Annotated in this window: 18 protein-coding genes; 9 read left to right on the forward strand and 9 right to left on the reverse strand. The window is 73.1% G+C overall.

Features of this window, described 5'->3' with window-relative positions:
* Positions 1-349: 349 nt before the first annotated feature.
* The 5 genes from IEZ27_RS52750 to IEZ27_RS52770 all read left to right on the forward strand — a co-directional run bounded on the left by IEZ27_RS52750 (position 350) and on the right by IEZ27_RS52770 (position 5,388).
* Positions 350-880 carry a hypothetical protein gene (locus tag IEZ27_RS52750; protein WP_125642407.1) on the forward strand — a complete coding sequence of 177 codons (531 nt, stop codon included), beginning with the start codon at positions 350-352 and terminating at the stop codon, positions 878-880.
* 2 nt (positions 881-882) lie between these two features.
* Positions 883-1,380, forward strand: coding sequence for a hypothetical protein (locus IEZ27_RS52755; RefSeq protein WP_189654207.1), 498 nt, complete (start codon positions 883-885; stop codon positions 1,378-1,380).
* 7 nt (positions 1,381-1,387) lie between these two features.
* Positions 1,388-2,509 (forward strand): DUF5685 family protein, encoded by a 1,122-nt coding sequence (locus tag IEZ27_RS52760; protein WP_189654208.1) that lies wholly within the window; start codon positions 1,388-1,390, stop codon positions 2,507-2,509.
* A 135-nt stretch (positions 2,510-2,644) separates the two neighbouring features.
* A complete protein-coding gene (locus IEZ27_RS52765) occupies positions 2,645-4,063 on the forward strand; it encodes an FAD-dependent oxidoreductase (protein ID WP_189654209.1) in 1,419 nt (472 codons plus the stop codon).
* The gene (locus IEZ27_RS52770; RefSeq protein WP_189654210.1) at positions 4,060-5,388 is read left to right on the forward strand and encodes an MFS transporter; all 1,329 of its coding nucleotides are present in this window, start codon (positions 4,060-4,062) and stop codon (positions 5,386-5,388) included. Before IEZ27_RS52765 ends, IEZ27_RS52770 begins: the two co-directional genes overlap by 4 nt.
* On the opposite strand, the gene IEZ27_RS52775 is transcribed toward IEZ27_RS52770, so the two are convergent.
* Both IEZ27_RS52775 and IEZ27_RS52780 read right to left on the reverse strand, forming a co-directional pair.
* Complete coding sequence (locus IEZ27_RS52775; RefSeq protein WP_189654211.1) at positions 5,354-6,337, reverse strand: sugar-binding transcriptional regulator; 984 nt, start codon at positions 6,335-6,337, stop codon at positions 5,354-5,356. The two genes, IEZ27_RS52770 and IEZ27_RS52775, sit on opposite strands and share 35 nt — an antisense overlap.
* 41 nt (positions 6,338-6,378) lie before the next feature.
* Positions 6,379-7,029: a DUF998 domain-containing protein gene (locus IEZ27_RS52780; RefSeq protein ID WP_189654212.1), complete on the reverse strand. Its 651-nt coding sequence runs from the start codon at positions 7,027-7,029 to the stop codon at positions 6,379-6,381.
* Positions 7,030-7,092: 63 nt separating this feature from the next.
* On the opposite strand from IEZ27_RS52780, the gene IEZ27_RS52785 reads away from it, so the two are divergent.
* Positions 7,093-7,407, forward strand: coding sequence for a YciI family protein (locus IEZ27_RS52785; protein ID WP_125642390.1), 315 nt, complete (start codon positions 7,093-7,095; stop codon positions 7,405-7,407).
* The gene (locus IEZ27_RS52790; protein ID WP_189654213.1) at positions 7,407-9,347 is read left to right on the forward strand and encodes a sigma-70 family RNA polymerase sigma factor; all 1,941 of its coding nucleotides are present in this window, start codon (positions 7,407-7,409) and stop codon (positions 9,345-9,347) included. Before IEZ27_RS52785 ends, IEZ27_RS52790 begins: the two co-directional genes overlap by 1 nt.
* 157 nt (positions 9,348-9,504) lie before the next feature.
* On the opposite strand, the gene IEZ27_RS52795 is transcribed toward IEZ27_RS52790, so the two are convergent.
* A complete protein-coding gene (locus IEZ27_RS52795; RefSeq protein WP_189654214.1) occupies positions 9,505-9,873 on the reverse strand; it encodes a nuclear transport factor 2 family protein in 369 nt (122 codons plus the stop codon).
* Between the two features lie 79 nt (positions 9,874-9,952).
* On the opposite strand from IEZ27_RS52795, the gene IEZ27_RS52800 reads away from it, so the two are divergent.
* Complete coding sequence (locus IEZ27_RS52800) at positions 9,953-10,387, forward strand: MarR family winged helix-turn-helix transcriptional regulator (protein WP_189654215.1); 435 nt, start codon at positions 9,953-9,955, stop codon at positions 10,385-10,387.
* 6 nt (positions 10,388-10,393) lie between these two features.
* Here the strand turns inward: IEZ27_RS52800 and IEZ27_RS52805 are convergent, their stop codons facing one another.
* From IEZ27_RS52805 to IEZ27_RS52820, 4 genes are all read right to left on the reverse strand, one after another.
* Positions 10,394-11,155: a GNAT family N-acetyltransferase gene (locus tag IEZ27_RS52805; RefSeq protein ID WP_189654216.1), complete on the reverse strand. Its 762-nt coding sequence runs from the start codon at positions 11,153-11,155 to the stop codon at positions 10,394-10,396.
* A 90-nt stretch (positions 11,156-11,245) separates the two neighbouring features.
* Complete coding sequence (locus tag IEZ27_RS52810; RefSeq protein WP_189654217.1) at positions 11,246-12,394, reverse strand: globin domain-containing protein; 1,149 nt, start codon at positions 12,392-12,394, stop codon at positions 11,246-11,248.
* Positions 12,395-12,459: 65 nt separating this feature from the next.
* Positions 12,460-12,921, reverse strand: a complete 462-nt coding sequence (locus tag IEZ27_RS52815; RefSeq protein WP_189654218.1) for an RrF2 family transcriptional regulator — start codon at positions 12,919-12,921, stop codon at positions 12,460-12,462.
* A 35-nt stretch (positions 12,922-12,956) separates the two neighbouring features.
* Complete coding sequence (locus IEZ27_RS52820) at positions 12,957-13,607, reverse strand: nitroreductase family protein (RefSeq protein WP_125642370.1); 651 nt, start codon at positions 13,605-13,607, stop codon at positions 12,957-12,959.
* 130 nt (positions 13,608-13,737) lie between these two features.
* On the opposite strand from IEZ27_RS52820, the gene IEZ27_RS52825 reads away from it, so the two are divergent.
* Positions 13,738-14,568 (forward strand): SAM-dependent methyltransferase, encoded by an 831-nt coding sequence (locus IEZ27_RS52825; RefSeq protein ID WP_229825281.1) that lies wholly within the window; start codon positions 13,738-13,740, stop codon positions 14,566-14,568.
* Between the two features lie 3 nt (positions 14,569-14,571).
* On the opposite strand, the gene IEZ27_RS52830 is transcribed toward IEZ27_RS52825, so the two are convergent.
* Both IEZ27_RS52830 and IEZ27_RS52835 read right to left on the reverse strand, forming a co-directional pair.
* A complete protein-coding gene (locus IEZ27_RS52830; RefSeq protein ID WP_229825284.1) occupies positions 14,572-18,720 on the reverse strand; it encodes a S1 family peptidase in 4,149 nt (1,382 codons plus the stop codon).
* A gap of 133 nt (positions 18,721-18,853) precedes the next feature.
* A complete protein-coding gene (locus tag IEZ27_RS52835) occupies positions 18,854-19,426 on the reverse strand; it encodes a hypothetical protein (RefSeq protein ID WP_189654221.1) in 573 nt (190 codons plus the stop codon).
* Positions 19,427-19,657: the final 231 nt, after the last annotated feature.

Below are 19,657 nucleotides of genomic sequence, written 5' to 3' on the forward strand. Positions count from 1 at the left end.
TGGTTGACGCGGACGTGATGGTGTCCGGGTCGTTCACCGGCTGGATAGATACAACACTAACCCAAGAAACGGACAAACGCAAACCAAACACCCCAAAACGGGCATTGATCTACCCTTGAACCGCAAACCCCAGGCAAACAGCATCAACCACAGCCAAAGCCCACGGGGTATGACTATGTAAACCACCGGCAACGACCCGGCATTCCCCCCATGACCTGGACATTCTCCCCAGGACGCGCATGCCCCGCCCACAGGGGCTCCCAGCCGTTTGCAAGGCGATCCAAGCCCGTTGCCAGTGCCGTCCGAGATCGTTCTCACCAGCGTCAGCGCAAGGGACACGAGGTGAGGAATGGCGACGACGGTCAGCGCGTCCACTCTCAACGGGCGTCATCACAAGGCGGCACTCACGGTCTTCATGGTGATCGTGGTGGCCCACTGGGGCGAGCACCTGGTGCAGGCCGTGCAGGTCTACGTCTGGGGGTGGCCGCTCAGCGAGGCGCGCGGGGTGCTCGGCCTGCCCTTCCCGTGGCTGGTGACCTCGGAGTGGATGCACTACGGGTACGCGCTGCTCATGCTCGTGGGGCTCGTCCTGCTGCGCAAGGGGTTCGCCGGCCGGTCGCGCACGTGGTGGAACATCTCCCTGGGCATCCAGGTCTGGCACCACATGGAGCACCTGCTGCTGCTGGGACAGAAGCTCAGCGGGCTGAACCTGATGGGACGGCCGGTCCCGACGAGCGTCCTGCAGCTCTTCCTGCCCAGGATGGAGCTGCACCTGTTCTACAACGCCGTCGTCTTCGCGCCGATGGTGGTGGCGATGGTGCTCCACCGCCGGGCCTCCGAGCACGCCGGGGCCGCCTGCACCTGCGCGGTCGCGCACTAGCCATGGAGGTCACCAGACGACGTCCTGGCGGGTTCACGGTGGCGCTGGCCCTGGTGGGGCTGGCGCTGCTGTTCGTGTCCGTCCCCGAGATCGGGCCCGTCGTACGGGCGGCCCGCGCCGACGGGGTGAGCGGCGTGTTCACGGCCAGGGAGCTGCGGTGCGTACGGCATCCCGGGCACGAGTCCTGCGTCTGGGCCGGGGACTTCACCTCCGGCGACGGCCGCGTCCGGCGGCGCGACGTCGAGCTGTACGGCAGCGACCGCGGCACCCTGACGGCCGGCCAGGCCACGGCGGCCGTGGACACGGGACGCGAGACCCGCGTCTACGGCCCGGACGGCTCGGACGAGTGGCTGTTCACCGGGCTGCTGATGCTGGCCGGGGCCGCCGTGCTGACGGTCGCCGCCGGGCGCGTGAGGCGGCCCGCCGCCGGATCCGGTACGCGGGCGGTGGAGGCGAGCGGCGACCCGTACGATTCCTCCAGCATTTCGGGATCTTTGTGAGGTATGCGTGTTCGGAATCATCCGTCCGTGCGGTGAGCACGGGTGCGCCGCGGTACGTGAGGCATGGCGGGCGCACCTGTGCGGGCTCTGCCTGACGCTGCGGGACGGGCACGGTCACGCCGCCCGGCTGGCCACCAACTACGACACGCTGATCCTGTCCGTGCTCACCGAGGCCCAGCTCCCGGCCGCCGTGCCGCACCGGACCGCCGGGCCGTGCGCGCTGCGCGGGTTCCGTTCCGCCGACGTGGTGGACGCGCGGGCGCGCGGGGCCAGGCTGGCGGCGGGGGTCTCGCTCGTCCTGGCCGCGGGCAAGCTGCGCGACCAGGTGGCCGACGGCGACGCCGCCCCCGGTACGGGTCCGGCCCGCCGCCTGCTCGCGGCCCGCTGGGAGGAGGGCGGCGCCCGGCTGGCGTCCGGCGCCGGCTTCGACACCGCCGTGTTGTCGGCGACGGTCGACCGCCAGCTCGAACGCGAGCGCCGCGCGGTCGCCGCCCTCACCGCGCTCACCGCGCTCACCGCGCTCACCGCCGAGCCCGACGCACCCGACGCACCCGCCGAGCCCGCCGCTCCCCCGCTCGGGCTGCTCGAACTCACGGCCCCGGCCGAGGAGGCGGTGGCGGCGGCGTTCGCCCATACAGCGGTGCTGGCCGGACGGCCCGGCAACGCGGCGGCCCTGGCCGAGGCGGGCACGTTCTTCGGCCGGATCGCGCACCTCCTCGACGCCGTCGAGGACCAGGCGGACGACGACGAGCGGGGCGCGTTCAACCCGCTGACCGTCACCGGCACCGGCCGGGAGGCGGCGCGGCGGCTCTGCGACGACGCCGCGCACGGGCTCTCCCTCGCGCTGGCGGACCTGGACCTGGAGGAACGGCACCTGGTGGACCGGCTGCTCGGCGTGGAGGTGCGCCGGGCGGTCGAGCGCACGTTCGGCGCGACCTCGGCCTCCTACCGGCGGCCCGGATGGGTGCGCAAGTCGGCGGCGGGCGTGGCCACGTTCCTGACCTGCGGGGTCTGGCGGCCGAGGTGGAGCAAGAAGGCGGGACGGCCCTGCGAGGACCGCTGCTACCTGGGCGACGGCAGTTGCTGCGACTGCCCCGACTGCTGCAACGGCTGCGACTGCGGGAGCTGACCCGCCCCGGTCTTCAGGCCGTACCGACAAAAGGTGCGAAACGTGCATCGTGCACGTTCGTGCAGGTCTGTTGACCATCCGTTCACAGGCACGTCACAGTGGCGCGACACCCCAGCACTGACTCAAGGAGTGCCTGTGACTACCCTCCGCTATACGCGCGACATCCCGATCAGTGATACCACCGACGTGCTCGTCGTGGGCGGCGGCCCCGCCGGGATCGCCGCGGCCGTCGCCGCCGCGCGGGCCGGCGCCTCCGTACGACTCGTCGAGCGGTTCGGCTTCCTCGGCGGCAACCTGACCGCCGGACTCGTCGGCCCGTGCATGACGTCGTTCTCCCTGGACGGCGGCACGCAACTGGTCCGCGGGATCTTCGACGAGTTCGTCCGCAGGATGGAGGACGCCGGCGGCGCGGTCCACCCCTCGCGGACGAAGTCCGGGAGCGAGTACTCCGGGTTCATGGTGTTCGGGCACGAGGCGGTCACGCCGTTCGACCCCGAGGCGGCCAAGCAGGCCGCGATGGAGATGTGCCTGGAGGCGGGGGTCGAGCTGCTGCTGCACAGCTTCGTCGCCGACACCGCCGTGGCCGACGGCCGGGTCACCGGCGTCGTCGTCGCGAACAAGAGCGGCCTCACCCTCCTGCCCGCCACCGTCACCGTCGACTGCTCGGGCGACGGCGACGTGGCCGCCCGCGGCGGCGCCGCCTTCGAGTACGGCCGCGCGGCCGACGGCGAGGTGCAGCCGATGACGGTGTTCTTCCGGGTCTCGAACGTCGACGACGCCAAGGTACGGGCCTACCAGGACGCCCACCCCGACGAGCTGTTCCCCTACCAGGGCATCGTCGAGCGGGCCCGGCGGGAGGGCCGCTTCCCGATCCCACGCCGCGGCGTCCAGCTGTTCAAGACGCTGGAGCCGGGCGTCTGGCGGATCAACACGACGCGGGTGCTCGGCATGAACGGCACCGACGCCGGCGACCTGACCCGCGCCGAGGTGCTCGGCCGGCGGCAGGTGAGCCGGCTCATGACCTTCTTCCACGAGAGCCTGCCGGGCCTTGAGGAGGCCAAGCTGCTCGACACCGCCGCCACCGTCGGGGTGCGCGAGAGCCGGCGTATCGTCGGCGAGTACGTCCTGACCTTGGAGGATCTCATCGACGGCAGACACTTCGACGACGTCGTCGCGGTGGCCGGCTACCCCGTCGACATCCACAGCCCGGTCAGCGGCGACGGGCCGTTCGAGGACGGCATCCCGCCCACCGCCAACATCTACGAGATCCCGTTCCGCAGCCTGGTCCCGGCGGAGCTCGACGGCGTGCTCGTGGCCGGGCGCTGCGTCTCGGCGACGCACGAGGCGCTGGCCGCCGTACGGGTGATGCCGCCGTCGTTCGCGATGGGCGAGGCCGCCGGGCTCGGCGCGGCGATGGCCGTCGCCGCCGGCACCGCGCCGCGGCTCGTGGACGTGCCCGAGCTCCAGCGGCGGCTGCTGGACCAGGGTGCCTACCTCGGCCCGCAGGCCGAGCGGCTCACCGTCGCGGGCGACCGGTCAGGAGCGGCCCGATGATCCGCCGCGTGGTCTCCGCGAGCACGATCGGGACCGCGCTGGAATGGTACGACTTCATGTTGTACGGCACCGCGGCCGCGCTCGTCTTCGGCGGTGTGTTCTTCCCCAAGGGCGACCCGCTCGCCGCGACGCTGGCCTCGCTCGGCACGTTCGCGGTCGGCTTCTTCGCCCGCCCGGTCGGCGGCCTGCTGTTCGGCCACCTCGGCGACCGGTACGGCCGCAGGTTCGTGCTGGTCGTGACGCTGACCGTGATGGCGATCTCCTCGACGGCGATCGGCCTGATCCCCAGCTACCAGTCGATCGGCGTCGCTGCCCCGGTGCTGCTGGTCGTGCTCCGCGTGGCCCAGGGGCTCGGGGCCGGCGCCGAGTACGCGGGCGGCGCGCTGATGGCCGCCGAGCACGCCCCTCCGGGCCGTCGCGGGCTGTTCGCCGCCATCCCGCCCACGGGCAACGCGCTCGGCGTCATCCTGGCCACCCTGGTGTTCATCCCGTTCACCTGGCTGGCGCAGGACGCGTTCCTGAGCTGGGGGTGGCGGGTGCCGTTCCTGCTCAGCATCCTGATCCTGCCGATCGGCCTCTACATCAGGTCGCGGGTCGACGAGACGCCGGCGTTCACGGAGTCGGTCGAGGCGGGTGAGCGCAGCGCGGCGCCCGTCGTCGCGGTCCTGCGGGAGGCTCCGGGGTCGCTGCTGAAGGGTTTCCTGGTCAGCGTCGGGCCGAACGTCGCGACGTACATCCCGAGCGTCTACGCCCTGTCCTACCTGACCGGGAACGTCGGGCTGGCGGCGGCGGTCGCCACCGGCGGCCTGCTCGTGGCCAACACCGTCAAGCTCGTCACGCTGCCCCTGTCCGGCGCGCTGTCCGACCGTTTCGGCCGCAGACCGGTGTTCATCGCCGGGGCCACGCTGTGCGCCGCCGCGGCGTTCCCGTTCTTCTGGCTGCTCGACACCGGGAACCCGATGCTGGTGTGGCTCGCCATGGTCCTCGTGCTGACGTTCGCGAACGACCTGATGCTGGGGTCGCAGGCGTCCATGTTGCCGGAGCAGTTCCCGACCAGGATGCGCTTCACGGGCGTGGCGGCCAGCCGGGAACTGGCCGCGGCGGTGGCGGGCGGCACGTTGCCGTTCATCGCGGCCTTCCTGACCGCGCGCACTCAGGGCACCTGGGCGATCTCGTCGCTGATGGTGGTGATGTGCGCCATCGCGATCGCCGGCGCGCTGGGCGTCAAGGACGGCCGCGACGTCCCCCTCGGCGGCGGGGACGCCGAGGGCGGCGAGGCGTCGTCCGCGCTCACGGATGGCGCTCCAGCAGAACGCGCGCGGTGATCTCGTCGATGACGAGGTCGGTGACGTAACCGCCGGTGAGGGCCGCGTGCAGGGCGTCGATCTTGTGGTCACCCGACACCGCGCAGATCCGGTGTTTCACCTGCCGGAGCTGGTCGAGGTCGGGTCCACTCGTCCGGGCGTTGAAGCTGACGCCCTCGTGCGATCCGTCCAGGCGGTAGAACGTGGTGGCGATGTCGCCCACGGCGCCGTCCTGCCTGAGTGAGGCGAAGTCGGCCTCGTCGAGGAAGTAGCCGCTCAGGTAGGGGCTGCTGGGCACGCCGTCCGTCACGGTGCCGACGCTGAACAGCACGGCGTCGGCGCTCTGCTGCAGCTCGACGACCCGCCGCACGCTCCGCTCCGCCAGCAGCAGCTCCTTGGTACGCGGCGAGTCGAAGAACAGCGGCAGCGGGAACTGCTGGACGTACGCGCCGAACGCCGCCCCGAACGCGGTCAGCACGGCGCCCGCGTAGTGCATGCCCGTCGTGCGGGCGTTGCCGAGGCCGTTGAGCTGCACGATCTGGCAGTTGGCGGTCTGCTTGGGGACCAGGCAGCGGCTGATCGCGTTGACCATCGTGCCCCACGACAGGCCGATGATCATGTCGGAGTCGAACACCGAGGTGAGCAGCCGTGCCGTGTAGACGGCGCAACGTTCCAGCCGCTCGACCGTCGAGGCCGTGGCGGGCACCGGCACCACGTGCGCGTGCACGCCGTAGCGGCCGGCGAGATCCGCCTCGCTGCGCGTGGAGCGCGAGCGCGGCGGCATCACGCGGATCTCGACCAGGCCCACGTCCCGCGCGTACGCGAGCAGCCTGGACACCGTCGACCGGGAGGCGCCGAGCTCCCGGGCGATCGTGTCCATGGTGACACCGTGCAGGTAGTACTTCCGGGCCGCCCACAGGGCGTCCTCCACCCTGTGGCCCGCGGCCGGGCGCTCGCCTTCGACGGACATACGGCCTTCCTACAGCCGAGGACCGCGGATCAGCAAGCGTCCTACCAGGTGAGAGAGCCCCGGCGGCGCAGCCGGAAGGCGACGGCGGACATCCACCACATCGCGCCGGTGACACCTATGGCCAGGGTCAGCGAACCGCCCTGGCCGCCGCCCATCGCCCAGCCGTTCCCGGCGATCACGGCCAGGCCCGCCAGGACGGACGCGACCGCCGGGCCGCGGGCGCCCGCCCGGAAGAAGTGGCGGGCGAGCACGAAGCCGGCCGCCGCCAGCGCGACGAAGCTGATCGACCCCGAGACCATGTGCAGCACGGCGTGCCAGCTCATCGTGGTGGGCGGGCCCATGGGAGTGCCGGCGGGGAAGCCGTCGCCTGGGTCCATCCGGAAGATCCCCGCGGCGATCATCCCGATGCCTTCGGCCAGCACGAGGCGCGGGAGCCATCTGCTGTCGACGGCCCGGCGCAGGCCGTACGAGCCGGCGATCATCAGGGCGCCGACGACCAGGAAGTCGGCCACCTGGAGCCAGCCGAGCGAGCCGGTGGCCAGCTGGCTGAGCGGGTGGCGCAGGATGTCGAAGCCCTCGCGGGTGAGCACCTGGGCCAGGTTGACCACCGTCCAGAGGGGGGCGGCGAGGGCACCGGCGGTCAGCAGGGTGCGGGTCGAGCCGGGGGACGCGGTGGTGGTGATGGCGGTCATGGTGGGTGTCCTTTCGTGTTCTACTGCATACGCGACGAACGAGCGATGTGACAGGGAACGCACATGAGATTTCTGCTGACGAACGCGAACGAGCCGCGCGACGACGAGACCCTGCACGTGGAGATGGGCAGGTTCATCCAGGAGCTCACCGAGGCGGGCGTGCTGCTCGCCTCGGGCGGCATGGAGCTGGGCGGCACCATGGTGCGGTCCACCGGCGGCGAGCTGACCGTGACCGACGGGCCGTACGCCGAGGCCAAGGAGCTGGCGGGCGGGTTCGCCCTGGTCGAGGTCGCCTCACGGGAGGAGGCATTGGAGATCTCGCGGCGCTTCTTCGCGATCACCGGCGACGGCGAGTGCCACATGCGCCAGATCTACTGATGGACGCCGTCTCGGCGGTCTGGCGGCAGGAGTCCGCGCGGATCGTCGCCGGGCTGGCCAGGATGACCGGCGACGTGGGCCTGGCCGAGGAGTTCGCCCAGGACGCGCTCGTCGCCGCGCTGGAGACCTGGCCGCGGGACGGCGCACCGGACAACCCGGGCGCCTGGCTGATGACCACGGCCAAACGACGCGCCCTCGACCACCTGCGCCGCGACCGGCGGCACGAGCGGGCGATCCGCGAGCTCCGGCCGGAGCAGCCGGGCCAGGACGAGCGGCCCGGGGACGACGTGCTGCGGCTGATGTTCGTCTCCAGCCATCCCGTGTTGCCGGCCGAGGAGCGGACCGCGCTGACGCTGCGGCTGCTCGGCGGGCTGACCACGGCGGAGATCGCCCGCGCGTTCCTGGTGCGGGAGGCGGTCGTGGCCGGACGTCTCGCGCGGGCCAGGCGCACGCTCGCCGAGGAGGGGGTGCCGTTCGAGCTGCCGCGGGGGGCCGAGCTGGCCGGACGGCTGGCGTCCGTGCTGGAGGTCATCTACCTGATCTTCAACGAGGGCTACTCGGCCACGGCGGGCGACGACCTGACCCGGCCCGCCCTGGCGCTGGAGGCGTTGCGGCTCGGGCGGCTGCTGGCCGGGCTGGCTCCGGCGGAGGCCGAGGTGCACGGGCTGGTGGCGCTCATGGAGATCCAGCAGTCGCGCTCGGCCGCCCGTACCGGGCCGTCCGGGGAGCCGGTGCGGCTGCACGAGCAGGACCGGGCGCGGTGGGACCGGCAGCTGATCGCGCGCGGGTTCGCCTCCATGCTCAGGGCGCGGGAGGCGGGCGGAGGGCTCGGGCCGTACGTGTTGCAGGCGGCGATCGCGGTCTGCCACGCCCAGGCGCCCAGCGCGGCCGACACCGACTGGACGCAGATCGCGACGCTCTACGACGCGCTGATACGGCTGGCCCCCTCCCCGGTGGTACGGCTCAACCGGGCGGTCGCCGTCGGCATGGCGGCCGGGCCCGAGGCGGGGCTGGCGCTGGTGGACTCGCTGCTGTCGGACCCCGCGCTGCGGGACTACCATCCGCTGCCGGCCGTCCACGGCGACCTGCTGGCGCGGGCGGGGCGTGACGCCGAGGCCGCGACGGCGTTCGAACGGGCCGCCGCCCTGACCCGCAACGCCGCCGAGCGTGCCTTCCTCCTGGCCCGCGCCGCCCGCCACCGCGCCGACGGCCCGCGGGACGCCGCCGCGCTCGGCGAGACGACGGACCGGTTCCTGGCGCGGGACGACCTGGACGCGGGCACGATCCGCTCCTACGGGCAGACGTTGCGGCGGCTGCGGCTCGACCTGGGGGCCGCCACGCCGCTGGCGGAGATCACCGCCGCCCTGGTGGCCAGGGTCTTCGCCGCCGCCTGGGGCACGGCCGCGCCCAGGACCTGGAACCGCCACCGCGCGGCCGTACGGTCGTTCAGCGTGTGGGCGGGCCTGGACGACCTGTCGGCCGGGCTGGACAGGAAACACGACGACCGGACACCACGCCCGGCCGTCGACGATCGGGCCCTGGCCGCGCTCTGGCGGCACCCGTCGCCGCGGGAGCGGGCGTTGTGGCGGCTGGTGCACGAGTCGGGCGCGCCCGCCGCCGCCGTCCTCGCGCTCGACGTCGAGGACCTCGACCTGCCCGCCCGCCGCGCCGCCGCGATCGTGTGGGGCGACGGCGCCGCGGCCCTGCTGGAGGAACTGGTCGCGGACCGGACCGGCGGCCCGCTCTTCCTGGCCGACCGCCGGCCCGCCCCCGCCCGCCGGCCGGACCCGGCCGACCTGTGCCCGCGGACCGGCAGGCGCCGCCTGTCCTACGAACGCGCCGAGTACCTGTTCAAGCTGGCTTCGGGCGGCTACACCCTGAGCCAGCTCGCAGCGTCCGCACGCCGATCGGCACCAGCACCACGCACAGCAGCGCGGTGACCGCCAGATCCCGAGGCTGCCCGAGCGCCAGGACCCCGCCACGAACACCGCGAAGGCGGCTGTCCGCAGCGCCGGGTCGGTCACGTAGGAGGCCAGCCGGCCGGGCGCCGCCATCCCCCGAAGGTCAGCCGCCGTACCTGACGAAGGTCAGGTACGGCTACCGGGCGGGTGCGGCGATGGGGCTGTAGTGCAGGCCGGCCAGCAGGCGGCGGTCGCCGTCGCGGACCCAGATCTGGGTGACGCGGAAGCGGCCGTCGGCCGGGGTGCCCTGGTAGGCCGCCTCCTGGGTGATCTGGCCGACGACGACGGTCGTGTCGCCGTAGACGCGGGCGCTGAGCTGCTCCCACGTCATCGACCGGATGACCAGAGCGCCGCTCGCGTAGCCCGCCGGCCACTGCTTCTTGTCCAGGACGAAGCCGAGCGGGCCGACCAGCGTGAAGTCGTCGGCGAGCAGGTCGGCGAGGGCCTGGCCGTCCCCGGCCCGCTGTGCCGCCACCCACGCGCGGTTGAGTTCGTCGATGTTCATGATGAACCTCCTCGTTCCCGAAGCTAGACATCTAAGCGTTAGATGTCAAACGATTAGACGTCAATGCTACGATGAGGCCATGACGGTACGTCCTTCCGGCCCGCCGATCGGTCTGCGGCTGTCCGGCACGGCCAGGCAGGTGAGCAGGGCGTTCGACGACGCGCTGGCGCAGGCGGGCGGCTCGACACCCGCCTGGCAGGTGCTGGTCTCGCTCAAGTCGCGCAAGCTCGGCAACCAGCGGGAGCTGGCCGAGGCCATGGGCATCCAGGGGGCGACGCTGACCCACCATCTCAACACGATGGAGCGCGACGGGCTGCTCACGCGGCGCCGCGACCCGGACAACCGGCGGGTGCACGTGGTGGAGCTCACCGAGGAGGGCGAGCGGCTGTTCCACCGGCTGCGGGAGGTGGTGACGGCCTTCGACCGGCAGTTGCGCGCCGGTCTGGGCGAGGAGGAGCTGGCGGCGTTCGAACGGGTGCTCGCCCGTCTCCTGGAGAACTCCCGACAGCGGTGAGGAGGGTCAGCGGGCGGAGATGTGCAGGACCTCGCCGGCCTTGTGGTAGCCGACGCGGGCGTAGACCCGGCCCGCCGCGTCGTCGGCCGGAGTGAGGAACGGCATGGTGATCCCGGCGTCCGCGCCGGCCCTGGTCAGCAGGGCGGTGACCGCTCCCCCGACGCCGCGCCGCCGGTGGCTGACGCGCACGGCGATGCCGGCGACCTCGGCCACGCCGTCCTGCGGGCCGCCGAGCTGGCCGGCGCCGACGACCTCGCCGGTCGCGGCGTCGCCGGCCGCGGCGACCAGGCCGCCGCGGTCGAGTACGCCGCGCAGCCGGGCGACGTCGTGCACGGTGGCCTCCGGCGCGTCGAACGCCTCGTTCATCACCCGCGCGACCTGCCACAACCCGGGCTCGTCGGTCACCAGCGCGACCCGTACGCCGGCGTCGGCCGGCACGTCGGCCGGCGGCCCGGCGGGCGACCCGGCCGGGCACACCAGCAGCGGGTAGCGGCCCTCGGCGGCGAACCCGGCGGCCAGCAGGGCGTCCTCCACCTTGGGGGCGACCTGCGGCACGTACTCCAGGCGGGGTGTCCGGCCACGCTCGCGGAAGGCGGCGACCAGCGCGGCGACGTCCTCGGGGGTGGGGACGAGGTCGTCGTCGGGGACGGCGTAGTTGAAGGGGAACGCGTCGTCGTGCTCGTCGAAGCGGATCAGGAACGGCCCGGCCCGGTGGCCCCGGGGCCCGGCCGCGGCTCGCAGGTACGCATGCACGCGGGCACCCAGCACGTGAAGTCCTCTCCTCGGCGTACGACCGTCACACGGTAGGGCCGCGCCCGCCGCCGGGCAACCGGGTTTCCGGGCTAAGGCCGGGCGGGGTCAGGCGGCCAGCCAGAGGTCGGGGCCGAAGACCTCGTAGTGGATGTCGCGCGGCGCGACGCCGGCCTCGATGAGCTGGGCGCGGGCGGCGCGCATGAAGGCCAGCGGGCCGCACATGTACACGACGGCGCCCTCGGGGATCGCCACGTCGGTCAGGTCCATGCGGCCGGTACGGGGGCCTTCGCCCTCCTCGTACCAGAACAGGCCGCCGGGGCCGGCCAGGCGTTCCATGTCGGCGCGCAGGGCGTGCCGGTCGGGCGAGCGGTCGGCGTGCAGGACGAGGACGGGACGGTCGTCGCCGGCGCCGGCCAGGTGCTCCAGCATGGCGACGATCGGGGTGCAGCCGATGCCCGCCGAGACGAACACCAGCGGCGCCCGGCCCCCGGCCAGGGTCACCTCGCCGAAGGGCGCGGACAGGGTCAGCTCGCCGCCCGGCCGGACGGTGTCGTGCAGCAGCGCCGACACCTCGCCGTCGCGCTTGACGGTGATGCGGCGCAGGCCGTCGGCGCCGGAGCCGGACAGCGTGTACTGGCGGAGCTGGTGTACGCCGTCGGGCATGCGGACGCGGACGCTGACGTACTGGCCGGGCAGGGCGGGCGGCACGGGTTCGTCGCCCACCGGGGCCAGGACCAGCGAGACCGTGTCGGCGGTCTCCTCGCGGCGCCCGGTCACCCGCCACTGCCGCCAGGTGCCGCCGTCGCGGGCGCCGGCCTCGGCGTAGATGCGGGCCTCCATGGCGATCAGTGCGCCGGCCATCAGCCAGTAGACCTCGTCCCAGGCGGCGGCCACCTCGGGGGTGACGGCGTCGCCCAGCACTTCGGCGATCGCGCCGAACAGGTATTTGTGCACGATGACGTACTGGTCGTCGGTCACGCCGACAGCCGCGTGCTTGTGCGCCACGCGGGCCAGCAGGTCGTCGGGGCGCTCGTCGGGGTGTTCCAGGAGCATGGTGGCGAAGGCGGCGATCGAGCCGGCCAGCGCCCTGCGCTGCTCGCCGTTGCGCTGGTTGCCCCGGTTGAACAGGCCGTCGAGCAACTCGGGACGATCGGCGAACATCGTGTCGTAGAACCGGGCGGTGATGTCGTCGAGGGCCGCTCCGACGACGGGCAGGGTGGCACGGACGACCGCCGCCGATTCGCCTGACAGCATGGGGGACCTCCAGAGGGAAGGCAGCACGAAGCCGCCGCTCAGATAATTGGTATCTGAGATACATATTAAGGAGCCCCGGTGGCGGCCCTCTCCGCGGGGGTGGTCAGTGACAGCAGGACGGGGCCCGTGGGGGCGTCGATCAGGGAGGCGACGGTCACCGTGTCGAGCGAGGCGTAGAAGGCCTCCTGCGCCTGGCGCAACGCCGTACGCAGGCGGCAGGCGGCACGCAGCGGGCACGGCGGGTCGTCCGCGCAGCCGACCACGTCGCCCGCCGACTCCAGGGAACGGACGAGGAAGCCCACGGACGCGTCCCTCCCCCGCGCGGTGAGCTGCAACCCGCCGCCCCGCCCGCGCCTGGCCTCCACCACGCCCAGCTCGCTCAGCCGCGCCACCGCCTTGGCCGCGTGCGTGTACGGCACCGCCAGCATGCCGGCGACCGCCCGGGTGGTCAGCAGCTCCTCCTCCCGCGCGACGGCCAGGCGCATGACGATGCGCAGGGAGATGTCGGTGAAGGCGGTCAGGCGCATGGATTCACGGTAGGCGCACCGCGAGGGTCATCGCGTCACCAGCGGTCGAGATGCAGGACCTCGTCGAGCGGCTGCCGGGCGGCCGGACCGAAGGTCTCCCCCGTGTAGTACGCGGTGGGCAGCAGCACGCCCTGGCGCACCTCGGCGGGGATGCCCAGCAACTCGGCGATCTCGCTCTCGTACTCCAGGTGCAGGGTGGTCCACGCGCTGCCGAGGCCGCGGGCGCGGGCGGCGAGCATGTAGCTCCACGCGGCGGGCAGCAGCGAGCCCCACAACCCGGCCTGGTTGCCCTCGGGCAGGCCGCCGCCGGGGAGCTCGATCGCGCCGATCACCAGCACCGGTACGTCGCCCATGTGCTCGGCCAGGTAGGCGGCGCTGTCGCTGACGCGCTCCTGCGTCGCCGCCCGCGCCGGGTCGTCCCGGAACATCGACCGGGCCGAGCCGCCCGAGGTGGAGTAGGCGTTCCACGATCGCCGGTAGTAGTCGCCGATCACCTTGCGCCGTTCGGGGTCGGTGACCAGGATCCAGTGCCATCCTTGCCGGTTGCCGCCGGAGGGCGCCTGGAGCGCGACCTCCAGGCTCTCGCGGACCAGCTCCGCCGGGACCGGGCGGGACAGGTCGAGACGCCTGCGCACGCTGCGGGTGGTGGTCAGCAGCGTGTCCGGGGCCAGTGGTTCGATCGTCATGCATGCATCATGTCAACGCGCGCCCCCGGAAGCCCGTAGCCCGTACGGCCCCGCTGGGTCTGATCTCCGGCATTTCTGGACGTATGATCGCGCCAGCCGGACTCGCCCGAGGCAACCGAAGGAGCCGACCGTGACCGACAGCGAGCAGGTACGGTCCCCCGCGGACGTGGACACGACCAAGCCCAGCGTCGCCCGCGTCTACGACTACATGCTCGGCGGAAAGGACAACTTCGAGATCGACCGCCAAGTGGCCCAGATGGCGCTCCAGATCGCGCCCGACGCCCCCGAGGCGGCCCGCTCCAACCGGGACTTCCTCGCGCGCGTCGTCCGCGACCTGACCGCCGAGACGGGCATCCGCCAGTTCCTCGACATCGGCTCGGGCCTGCCCACGCAGGGCAACGTGCACGAGATCGCCCAGGCGGCCGCCCCCGGCTGCCGCGTCGTCTACGTCGACCACGACCCGATCGTGCTCGTCCACGCCCGGGCGCTGCTCGCCGTGGACGACGGTACGACGGTCATCAAGGCCGACATCCGCGAGCCGGACGACATCCTCGACCATCCCGAGACCCGGCAGCTCATCGACCTCGACGAGCCGGTGGGCCTGCTGCTGTTCGGCATCCTGCACCACCTGTCCGACGAGGAGGACCCGGCCGGCCTCGCCGCGCGCCTCGTCCGGCGGCTGGCGCCCGGCAGCCACGTCGCGATCTCCCACTTCCACAACCCGATGGAGGAGCACCCGGAGGTGTCGCGGCAGGCGTTCGAGGCCGAACGGCTCTTCAACGACACCATGGGCACCGGGCGGTGGCGTACCCGCGCGGAGATCAGTGCCTTCTTCGACGGCCTGGAGCTGCTGGAACCCGGGCTGGTGCCGCTGGCCGAGTGGCGGCCCGAGCCGGGCTACCACCCGAGGCTGGGGATCACGTACCACACGTTCCTGGGCGGGGTCGGCCGCAAGCCGTGAGGGTCAGCAGACCGCGTCCGGCAGGGCGATCGGCACCTGCTGCCGGTCGTCCTGGGTCAGGGGGCGGCCGAACACCTCGCACAACCGCCGTTCCCAGGTGGCCACGTCGAGCGTGAGCAGGTCGGTGGAGTAGCCCGCGCCGCTGTCGCCGCCCTTGAGCCGAAGCAGCAGGGAGCCGTCGGGTGAGATGTCGATGAAGTCCTGGACCTGCCGGAAGGAGTAGCCCTCCTCGTAGGACACCTGGGTCTCGCCGAGCCCGAAGACGCGGATCTCCCGCTCGCTGAACAGGAACAGCCTGCCCGCGTTCTCCGGCATCATCGAGGTCATGCGCTCGCCGCCGCGGATGTTCTCGCCCGACGAGCGCAGCGGGCCGAGCACCTTCCTGAGCGGGTGGGTGAGCCACACCTCGGGCAGCCAGCCGCTGCGGTAGAGCAGCAGGTGGGTGCCGGAGCGGTCGAAGACGAACCCGCTGACGACGTCCGCGCCCACGGTCAGGCGCCGGTCCTTGACCTCCGTACCGGTGCGCAGGTCGATCGTGCGCAGGTGGTCGGCGCCGCGCATCGCGATCATCAGGTGGTCGGCGCTCCACGGGCTGACCTGCACCTCCGTCACGACCGTGCCGGGCCCGGCGACGTCGAACGCGCTCCTGCGGCGGCCGGTGGCGGGCTCCCAGCGTTCCAGGCGGCGGCCGGCGAAGGTGAACAGGTCGCCGTCCTTGAAGAAGTACGTCAGGCGCTCGCCCTCCGGCGGCTTCGCGGTGGTGATCTCGGTGACCGGGGCGAGCGTGGGCAGCGTGCGGACGGCGACCCGGCCGGGCGCGACGGCGTCGGCGACGTAGCGTTCGGCGTCGTCCACGACGATCCCGCCGTCGGCGTTCAGGCCCTTCGGGCTCTTCGTACGGGCGACGTCGGCCAGGGTGCGCTGCGGCTCGCCGGTCTCCATGAGCCGCAGCCGGGCGCCGCCGTCGACCTGGGCGACCATCCGGCGGCCGCCCTGGAGCAGCGCCGGGTTGCCGATGCGCTGCTCCCCGTCCCGCAGCGCGGTCAGCACCAGGGTCTCCGGTGACCTGGTGAGCAGCTCCTGCGCGCCCGGCGCGCCGACCAGCGCGACCGGGGCCGCACTCGCCTGGGCGTCGATCCAGGTACGGGACAGGGTGGCCCCCTTGGCCAGGTCGACCAGCTCCCAGCCGGCGGCGCCCTGCTCGGCCACGCGCCGCCCCTCCCGGTCCACGACGAAGGGGCCGCACGGGCGTCCGGCGCGGAAGCCGCCCAGCTTCCTGCCGTCGCGGACCGCGAACCCGGTGTACGTGGCGCCGCGCCCGTCCTCGCCGTCCCGGCAGGTCACGGCGGTGGCGCCGTCGCCGGAGACGGCCAGGCCGTCGGCCGGGCCGAGGACGCGGATGGTGAGCTGCCGCCACACCGGGCTGCCCTTGCTGGTGAACACCTTGGCCATGCCCTTCTCCCGGACGACCAGGGTGGTGGCGTCGGGGCCGAAGCGGACGAGGTCGGCGGGCAGGTCGTACAGCCAGGTGCGGGGCGTGCCGGTGGTGCCGAGCGACTGCAGGACGAGCTTCTTCGGGCCGGTGGTCACGATCCAGCCGTCGTCGCCGGCCGCCTTGATGTCGGCGCCGGGCTCGTCGGGCCGGGCCTGCCGGTATTGGCGTTCCAGGACGTGGCCCTGGTCCAGCAGCTCGCCGTCGGCCGGGTCGACGCGGTGCCAGACCATGCTGCCGTCGTCGAGCGCGTACGTGATGAGGCTGCCGTCGGCGGAGACGGCGGGCTGGCCGGCGCTGCCCCGGTCGGGCAGGTGGGTGCGCCTGTAGCGGCCGTCGGTGCCGCGGGTGAACAGCGTCGCGCGGCCCGAGATCGAGCCGGCGGTGGCCAGCAGGACGCGGGCGTCGTCGCTGGCGTCGGCGGCGGCCAGCGAGCCGAGCGCACCCGTGGCCACGCCCCTGGTGTAGCGGTGTTCGACGTAGCGCTGGAGGAGCTGGGTCCTGGCCTCCTGCGTGGGGGCCGAGCGGTAGGCGCCGACGGCGAGCAGGGACGACAGCTCGGGGTCGCGTTCGGCCAGGTCGGCCGAGGCCCCGGCCAGGGCGCGGGAACGGGCTTCGGCGGCCCGCTGCTCGCCGACCCGGCCCTGGTAGAGCGACCAGGCGACCAGCGAGAGGACCGTCAGCAGCGTGACCGCGCCGCCGGTGATCGCGCCCCGGCGGCGCAGCGTGCGGGCGCGGCGGCGACGGAACCCCTGGCGCAGGTAGTCGTGCTCGTCCTGGGTGAGGTCGCCGGGCCGTTCGGCGAGCCAGCGTGCGGCGGCCGCCAGCTCGGGCGGCCCGGGGAGCCGGTCGGGGGCCTGCCCGGCCTGCCGCCAGCGGCCCATGTCCTGGTGGAGCAGGTCGCGCCATTCCAGGAAGCGCAGGTCCGCCGCCACGATCCCGGCGAGCCGGGGCCATTCGGCGATCAGCGACTCGTGGGCCAGCTCCACGATCGGGCGGCCGTCCTCGCCGGTGTCCATGACGAGCAGCCGCCCGGCCGCGAGCCGCCCGGCCAGCGACCAGCGTTCCTCCCCCGCCTCCTCACGACTCACCTGCCTGCGCAGCGGCGCGTGCGCGCCCGCGGCGACCCGGACGAGCCGGGACAACAACTCCGCGCCGGCGGCGGCGTCCTGCTCGGGTACGCACGCCGCCCAGACCCGCTCGGCCCGCGCGCCCAGGGCTCCGCGTACGCCGCGGCACGCCTCGTAGGAGGTGTGGCTGATGCGGCCGCCCTGCTGCTCGTGCCAGAGGCGGTCGAGCAGGAAGCCGATCAGCGGCAGGGCGCCGGGCGCGGGGCCGGCGTCGCCCAGGATGCGGTCGACCAGGCCGGGATCGTAGGTGACGGCGGGGACGGCGGCCAGCGGCTCCTCGACGACCTGCCGGAGCTGGTCGCGGGTCATGGGGGTGAGCCCGTAGGTCTCGCGGCCGAGCGCGCCGCCGAGCCGGGGGTGGGACAGGGCGGCGGGCAGGAAGTCGGCCCGCAGCGTGAACAACACCCGGACGCCGGGGCACGCGCGGGCCGCGTCGAGGACCTCGGCGGCCTCGTCGGCGCGTTCGGGTGCGCCGACGAGCAGTTCCTCGGCCTGGTCGACGACGAGCAGCAGCCCGGTGGCGCCGGTGTCGCGCAGCACCTGGCCGACGACGTCGGCCATCCTGCCGTTGCCCAGCGGCTCGCTCAGCGCGTCGGCCCTGGCCAACGCCTCGCTCCCGGCCAGCCCCGGGTACGACAACGCGGCCAGCTCGGCGGCCAGCGCGTCCGGCCAGGAACGTACGGCGGAGGGCCGCAGGACGACGATCTCGCAGCCGTGGCGGCGCATGGCGGGCACGACCCCGGCCAGCGCGAGCGAGGACTTGCCGCATCCGGACGGCCCGGTCAGCGTCACCTGGGGGTGGGCCTGGAGTAGGCGTTCGACCCGGGCGGCCTCGGCGTCCCGGCCGAAGAAGACCGCCGCGTCGCCCTCGCGGAAGGCCGACAACCCGCGGAACGGCGAGGCGGGCCGTACGGTCGCGGCCAGGGCCGGGACGGCGCGGGTGAGCGAGCGGGTCGGGATCACGAACGCCTGGCGGGGGCCGCCCGGCTGGGCCGCGACCACCATGCCGACGACGTCGCCGAGCTCGACGTCCCAGACGGGGCTGCCGCTGAAGCCGCTCTCGATCGGCACGCCGTCGTCGGGGGCGCACTGGAGCCAGCCCTGCTGGGTGCCGCCGAGCAGCCGCCCGGTGTGCCAGCCGCCGCCCCGCAGGCCGTGGGGGAACCCGGCGACGACGACGCGGTGGCCCCACAGGCTGCGCGGCTCGGCCATGCGCAGCGGACGTCCGCCGGGCAGGGCGCTGTCCAGGCGCAGGACGGCGATGTCGCCCGAGCCGTCGCCGGCAGTCTGGACCCAGTGCTCGACGCGGGCGCGCACGGGCGAGAGGGCACCGGCGAAGGGCAGTTCCACGGTGACCCAGGCGTCGGGCGGCGGCGGGCCCTCCGGGTGGCCCAGGGCGCCGGAGACCACGTGGGCGCAGGTGAGGGCCTGGTCGGGCGCGATGAGGAAACCCGCGCCCGCCACGGCCGCGTCAGGGCCGCGTACGCGCAGGACGGCGAGATTCAGCGCCTCGTCGGGCCCTCGATCCATCACGTACGGTCACCGCCTCGTCACCGGGGTCGTCCGGTGAGTCAGTATGGCGGCTGGACGCGGGCGCTGTTTGCCGTTCCTTGACACGCGAGAAGGGCGTCCCCCACAGGGAACGCCCTTCTCACACGTCTTCCTACTTCTTCACCGACACCGTGGCCGTGCTGGCAGCATCCTTCTGCTGCCACGCACCAGTCTCGAACGGCACCGGAGCAGCCTTCTTACCGACCCCGTCGCCCCACTTGGTGATCACGTACTGGATCTTGATGTGCCCCTCACCCGACACACCATCCACACCCAGCGTGTCCGGGTTGAACCGGCCACCGGTCAGCTCCGCGAACGTCTTGGCGTCCAGGTCCAGCATCACCCCACGACTGGAGGGGTTACCAGGACCACGGTCACCCACGAAGAACGGCAGCTTCTTACCCTGATAGACCACATACCCCTCGGTCATCAGCGGCCACGACGGCGAAGCGGCAAGACCCTTCTGCATCGGCTTACCAGCAGCCGGCAGACCCGTGTCACCGGCACGACCCGAGGAGTCGTCCCAGAAATACGACGCGGTAGTGGCCCCGGCCAGCACACCCTGACCGTTCATCTCGGTACTGGTGGTGTCGGCGTTGGCGGAATGGGCCGCGGCGCCGATGGTCAGCGCGGACAGCGCAGCGGCCGAAAGCATGGCGAACGAACGCAGGCGAACAGCAGTCATCAGGCAATCTCCTAGGTGACATCGATCACGAGGGGGCGTGCGCTCACATGACTTAAGACAAGACATAAAAGGTCGTAGCCGGGCGCGAAGGCCTCAGGTCGCTACGTGGAGCGCGAACAGATGCGGGTGGTTGACGCGGACGTGATGGTGTCCGGGTCGTTCACCGGCTGGATAGATACAACACTAACCCAAGAAACGGACAAACGCAAACCAAACACCCCAAAACGGGCA

This window comes from Nonomuraea spiralis (assembly GCF_014648435.1).
In the GTDB taxonomy this organism is placed as follows: Bacteria; Actinomycetota; Actinomycetes; order Streptosporangiales; family Streptosporangiaceae; genus Nonomuraea; species Nonomuraea spiralis.

What these genes read in the sequence shown, in the direction of transcription:
- IEZ27_RS52780 (WP_189654212.1), bottom strand. Translation starts at nt 7,029, where the DNA reads ATGACCGCCATCACCACCACCGCGTCCCCCGGCTCGACCCGCACCCTG.
- IEZ27_RS52830 (WP_229825284.1), bottom strand. Translation starts at nt 18,720, where the DNA reads ATGGATCGAGGGCCCGACGAGGCGCTGAATCTCGCCGTCCTGCGCGTA.
- IEZ27_RS52820 (WP_125642370.1), bottom strand. Translation starts at nt 13,607, where the DNA reads ATGACGATCGAACCACTGGCCCCGGACACGCTGCTGACCACCACCCGC.
- IEZ27_RS52795 (WP_189654214.1), bottom strand. Translation starts at nt 9,873, where the DNA reads ATGAACATCGACGAACTCAACCGCGCGTGGGTGGCGGCACAGCGGGCC.
- IEZ27_RS52835 (WP_189654221.1), bottom strand. Translation starts at nt 19,426, where the DNA reads ATGACTGCTGTTCGCCTGCGTTCGTTCGCCATGCTTTCGGCCGCTGCG.
- IEZ27_RS52800 (WP_189654215.1), top strand. Translation starts at nt 9,953, where the DNA reads ATGACGGTACGTCCTTCCGGCCCGCCGATCGGTCTGCGGCTGTCCGGC.
- IEZ27_RS52770 (WP_189654210.1), top strand. Translation starts at nt 4,060, where the DNA reads ATGATCCGCCGCGTGGTCTCCGCGAGCACGATCGGGACCGCGCTGGAA.
- IEZ27_RS52750 (WP_125642407.1), top strand. Translation starts at nt 350, where the DNA reads ATGGCGACGACGGTCAGCGCGTCCACTCTCAACGGGCGTCATCACAAG.
- IEZ27_RS52785 (WP_125642390.1), top strand. Translation starts at nt 7,093, where the DNA reads ATGAGATTTCTGCTGACGAACGCGAACGAGCCGCGCGACGACGAGACC.
- IEZ27_RS52815 (WP_189654218.1), bottom strand. Translation starts at nt 12,921, where the DNA reads ATGCGCCTGACCGCCTTCACCGACATCTCCCTGCGCATCGTCATGCGC.
- IEZ27_RS52790 (WP_189654213.1), top strand. Translation starts at nt 7,407, where the DNA reads ATGGACGCCGTCTCGGCGGTCTGGCGGCAGGAGTCCGCGCGGATCGTC.
- IEZ27_RS52775 (WP_189654211.1), bottom strand. Translation starts at nt 6,337, where the DNA reads ATGTCCGTCGAAGGCGAGCGCCCGGCCGCGGGCCACAGGGTGGAGGAC.
- IEZ27_RS52810 (WP_189654217.1), bottom strand. Translation starts at nt 12,394, where the DNA reads ATGCTGTCAGGCGAATCGGCGGCGGTCGTCCGTGCCACCCTGCCCGTC.
- IEZ27_RS52755 (WP_189654207.1), top strand. Translation starts at nt 883, where the DNA reads ATGGAGGTCACCAGACGACGTCCTGGCGGGTTCACGGTGGCGCTGGCC.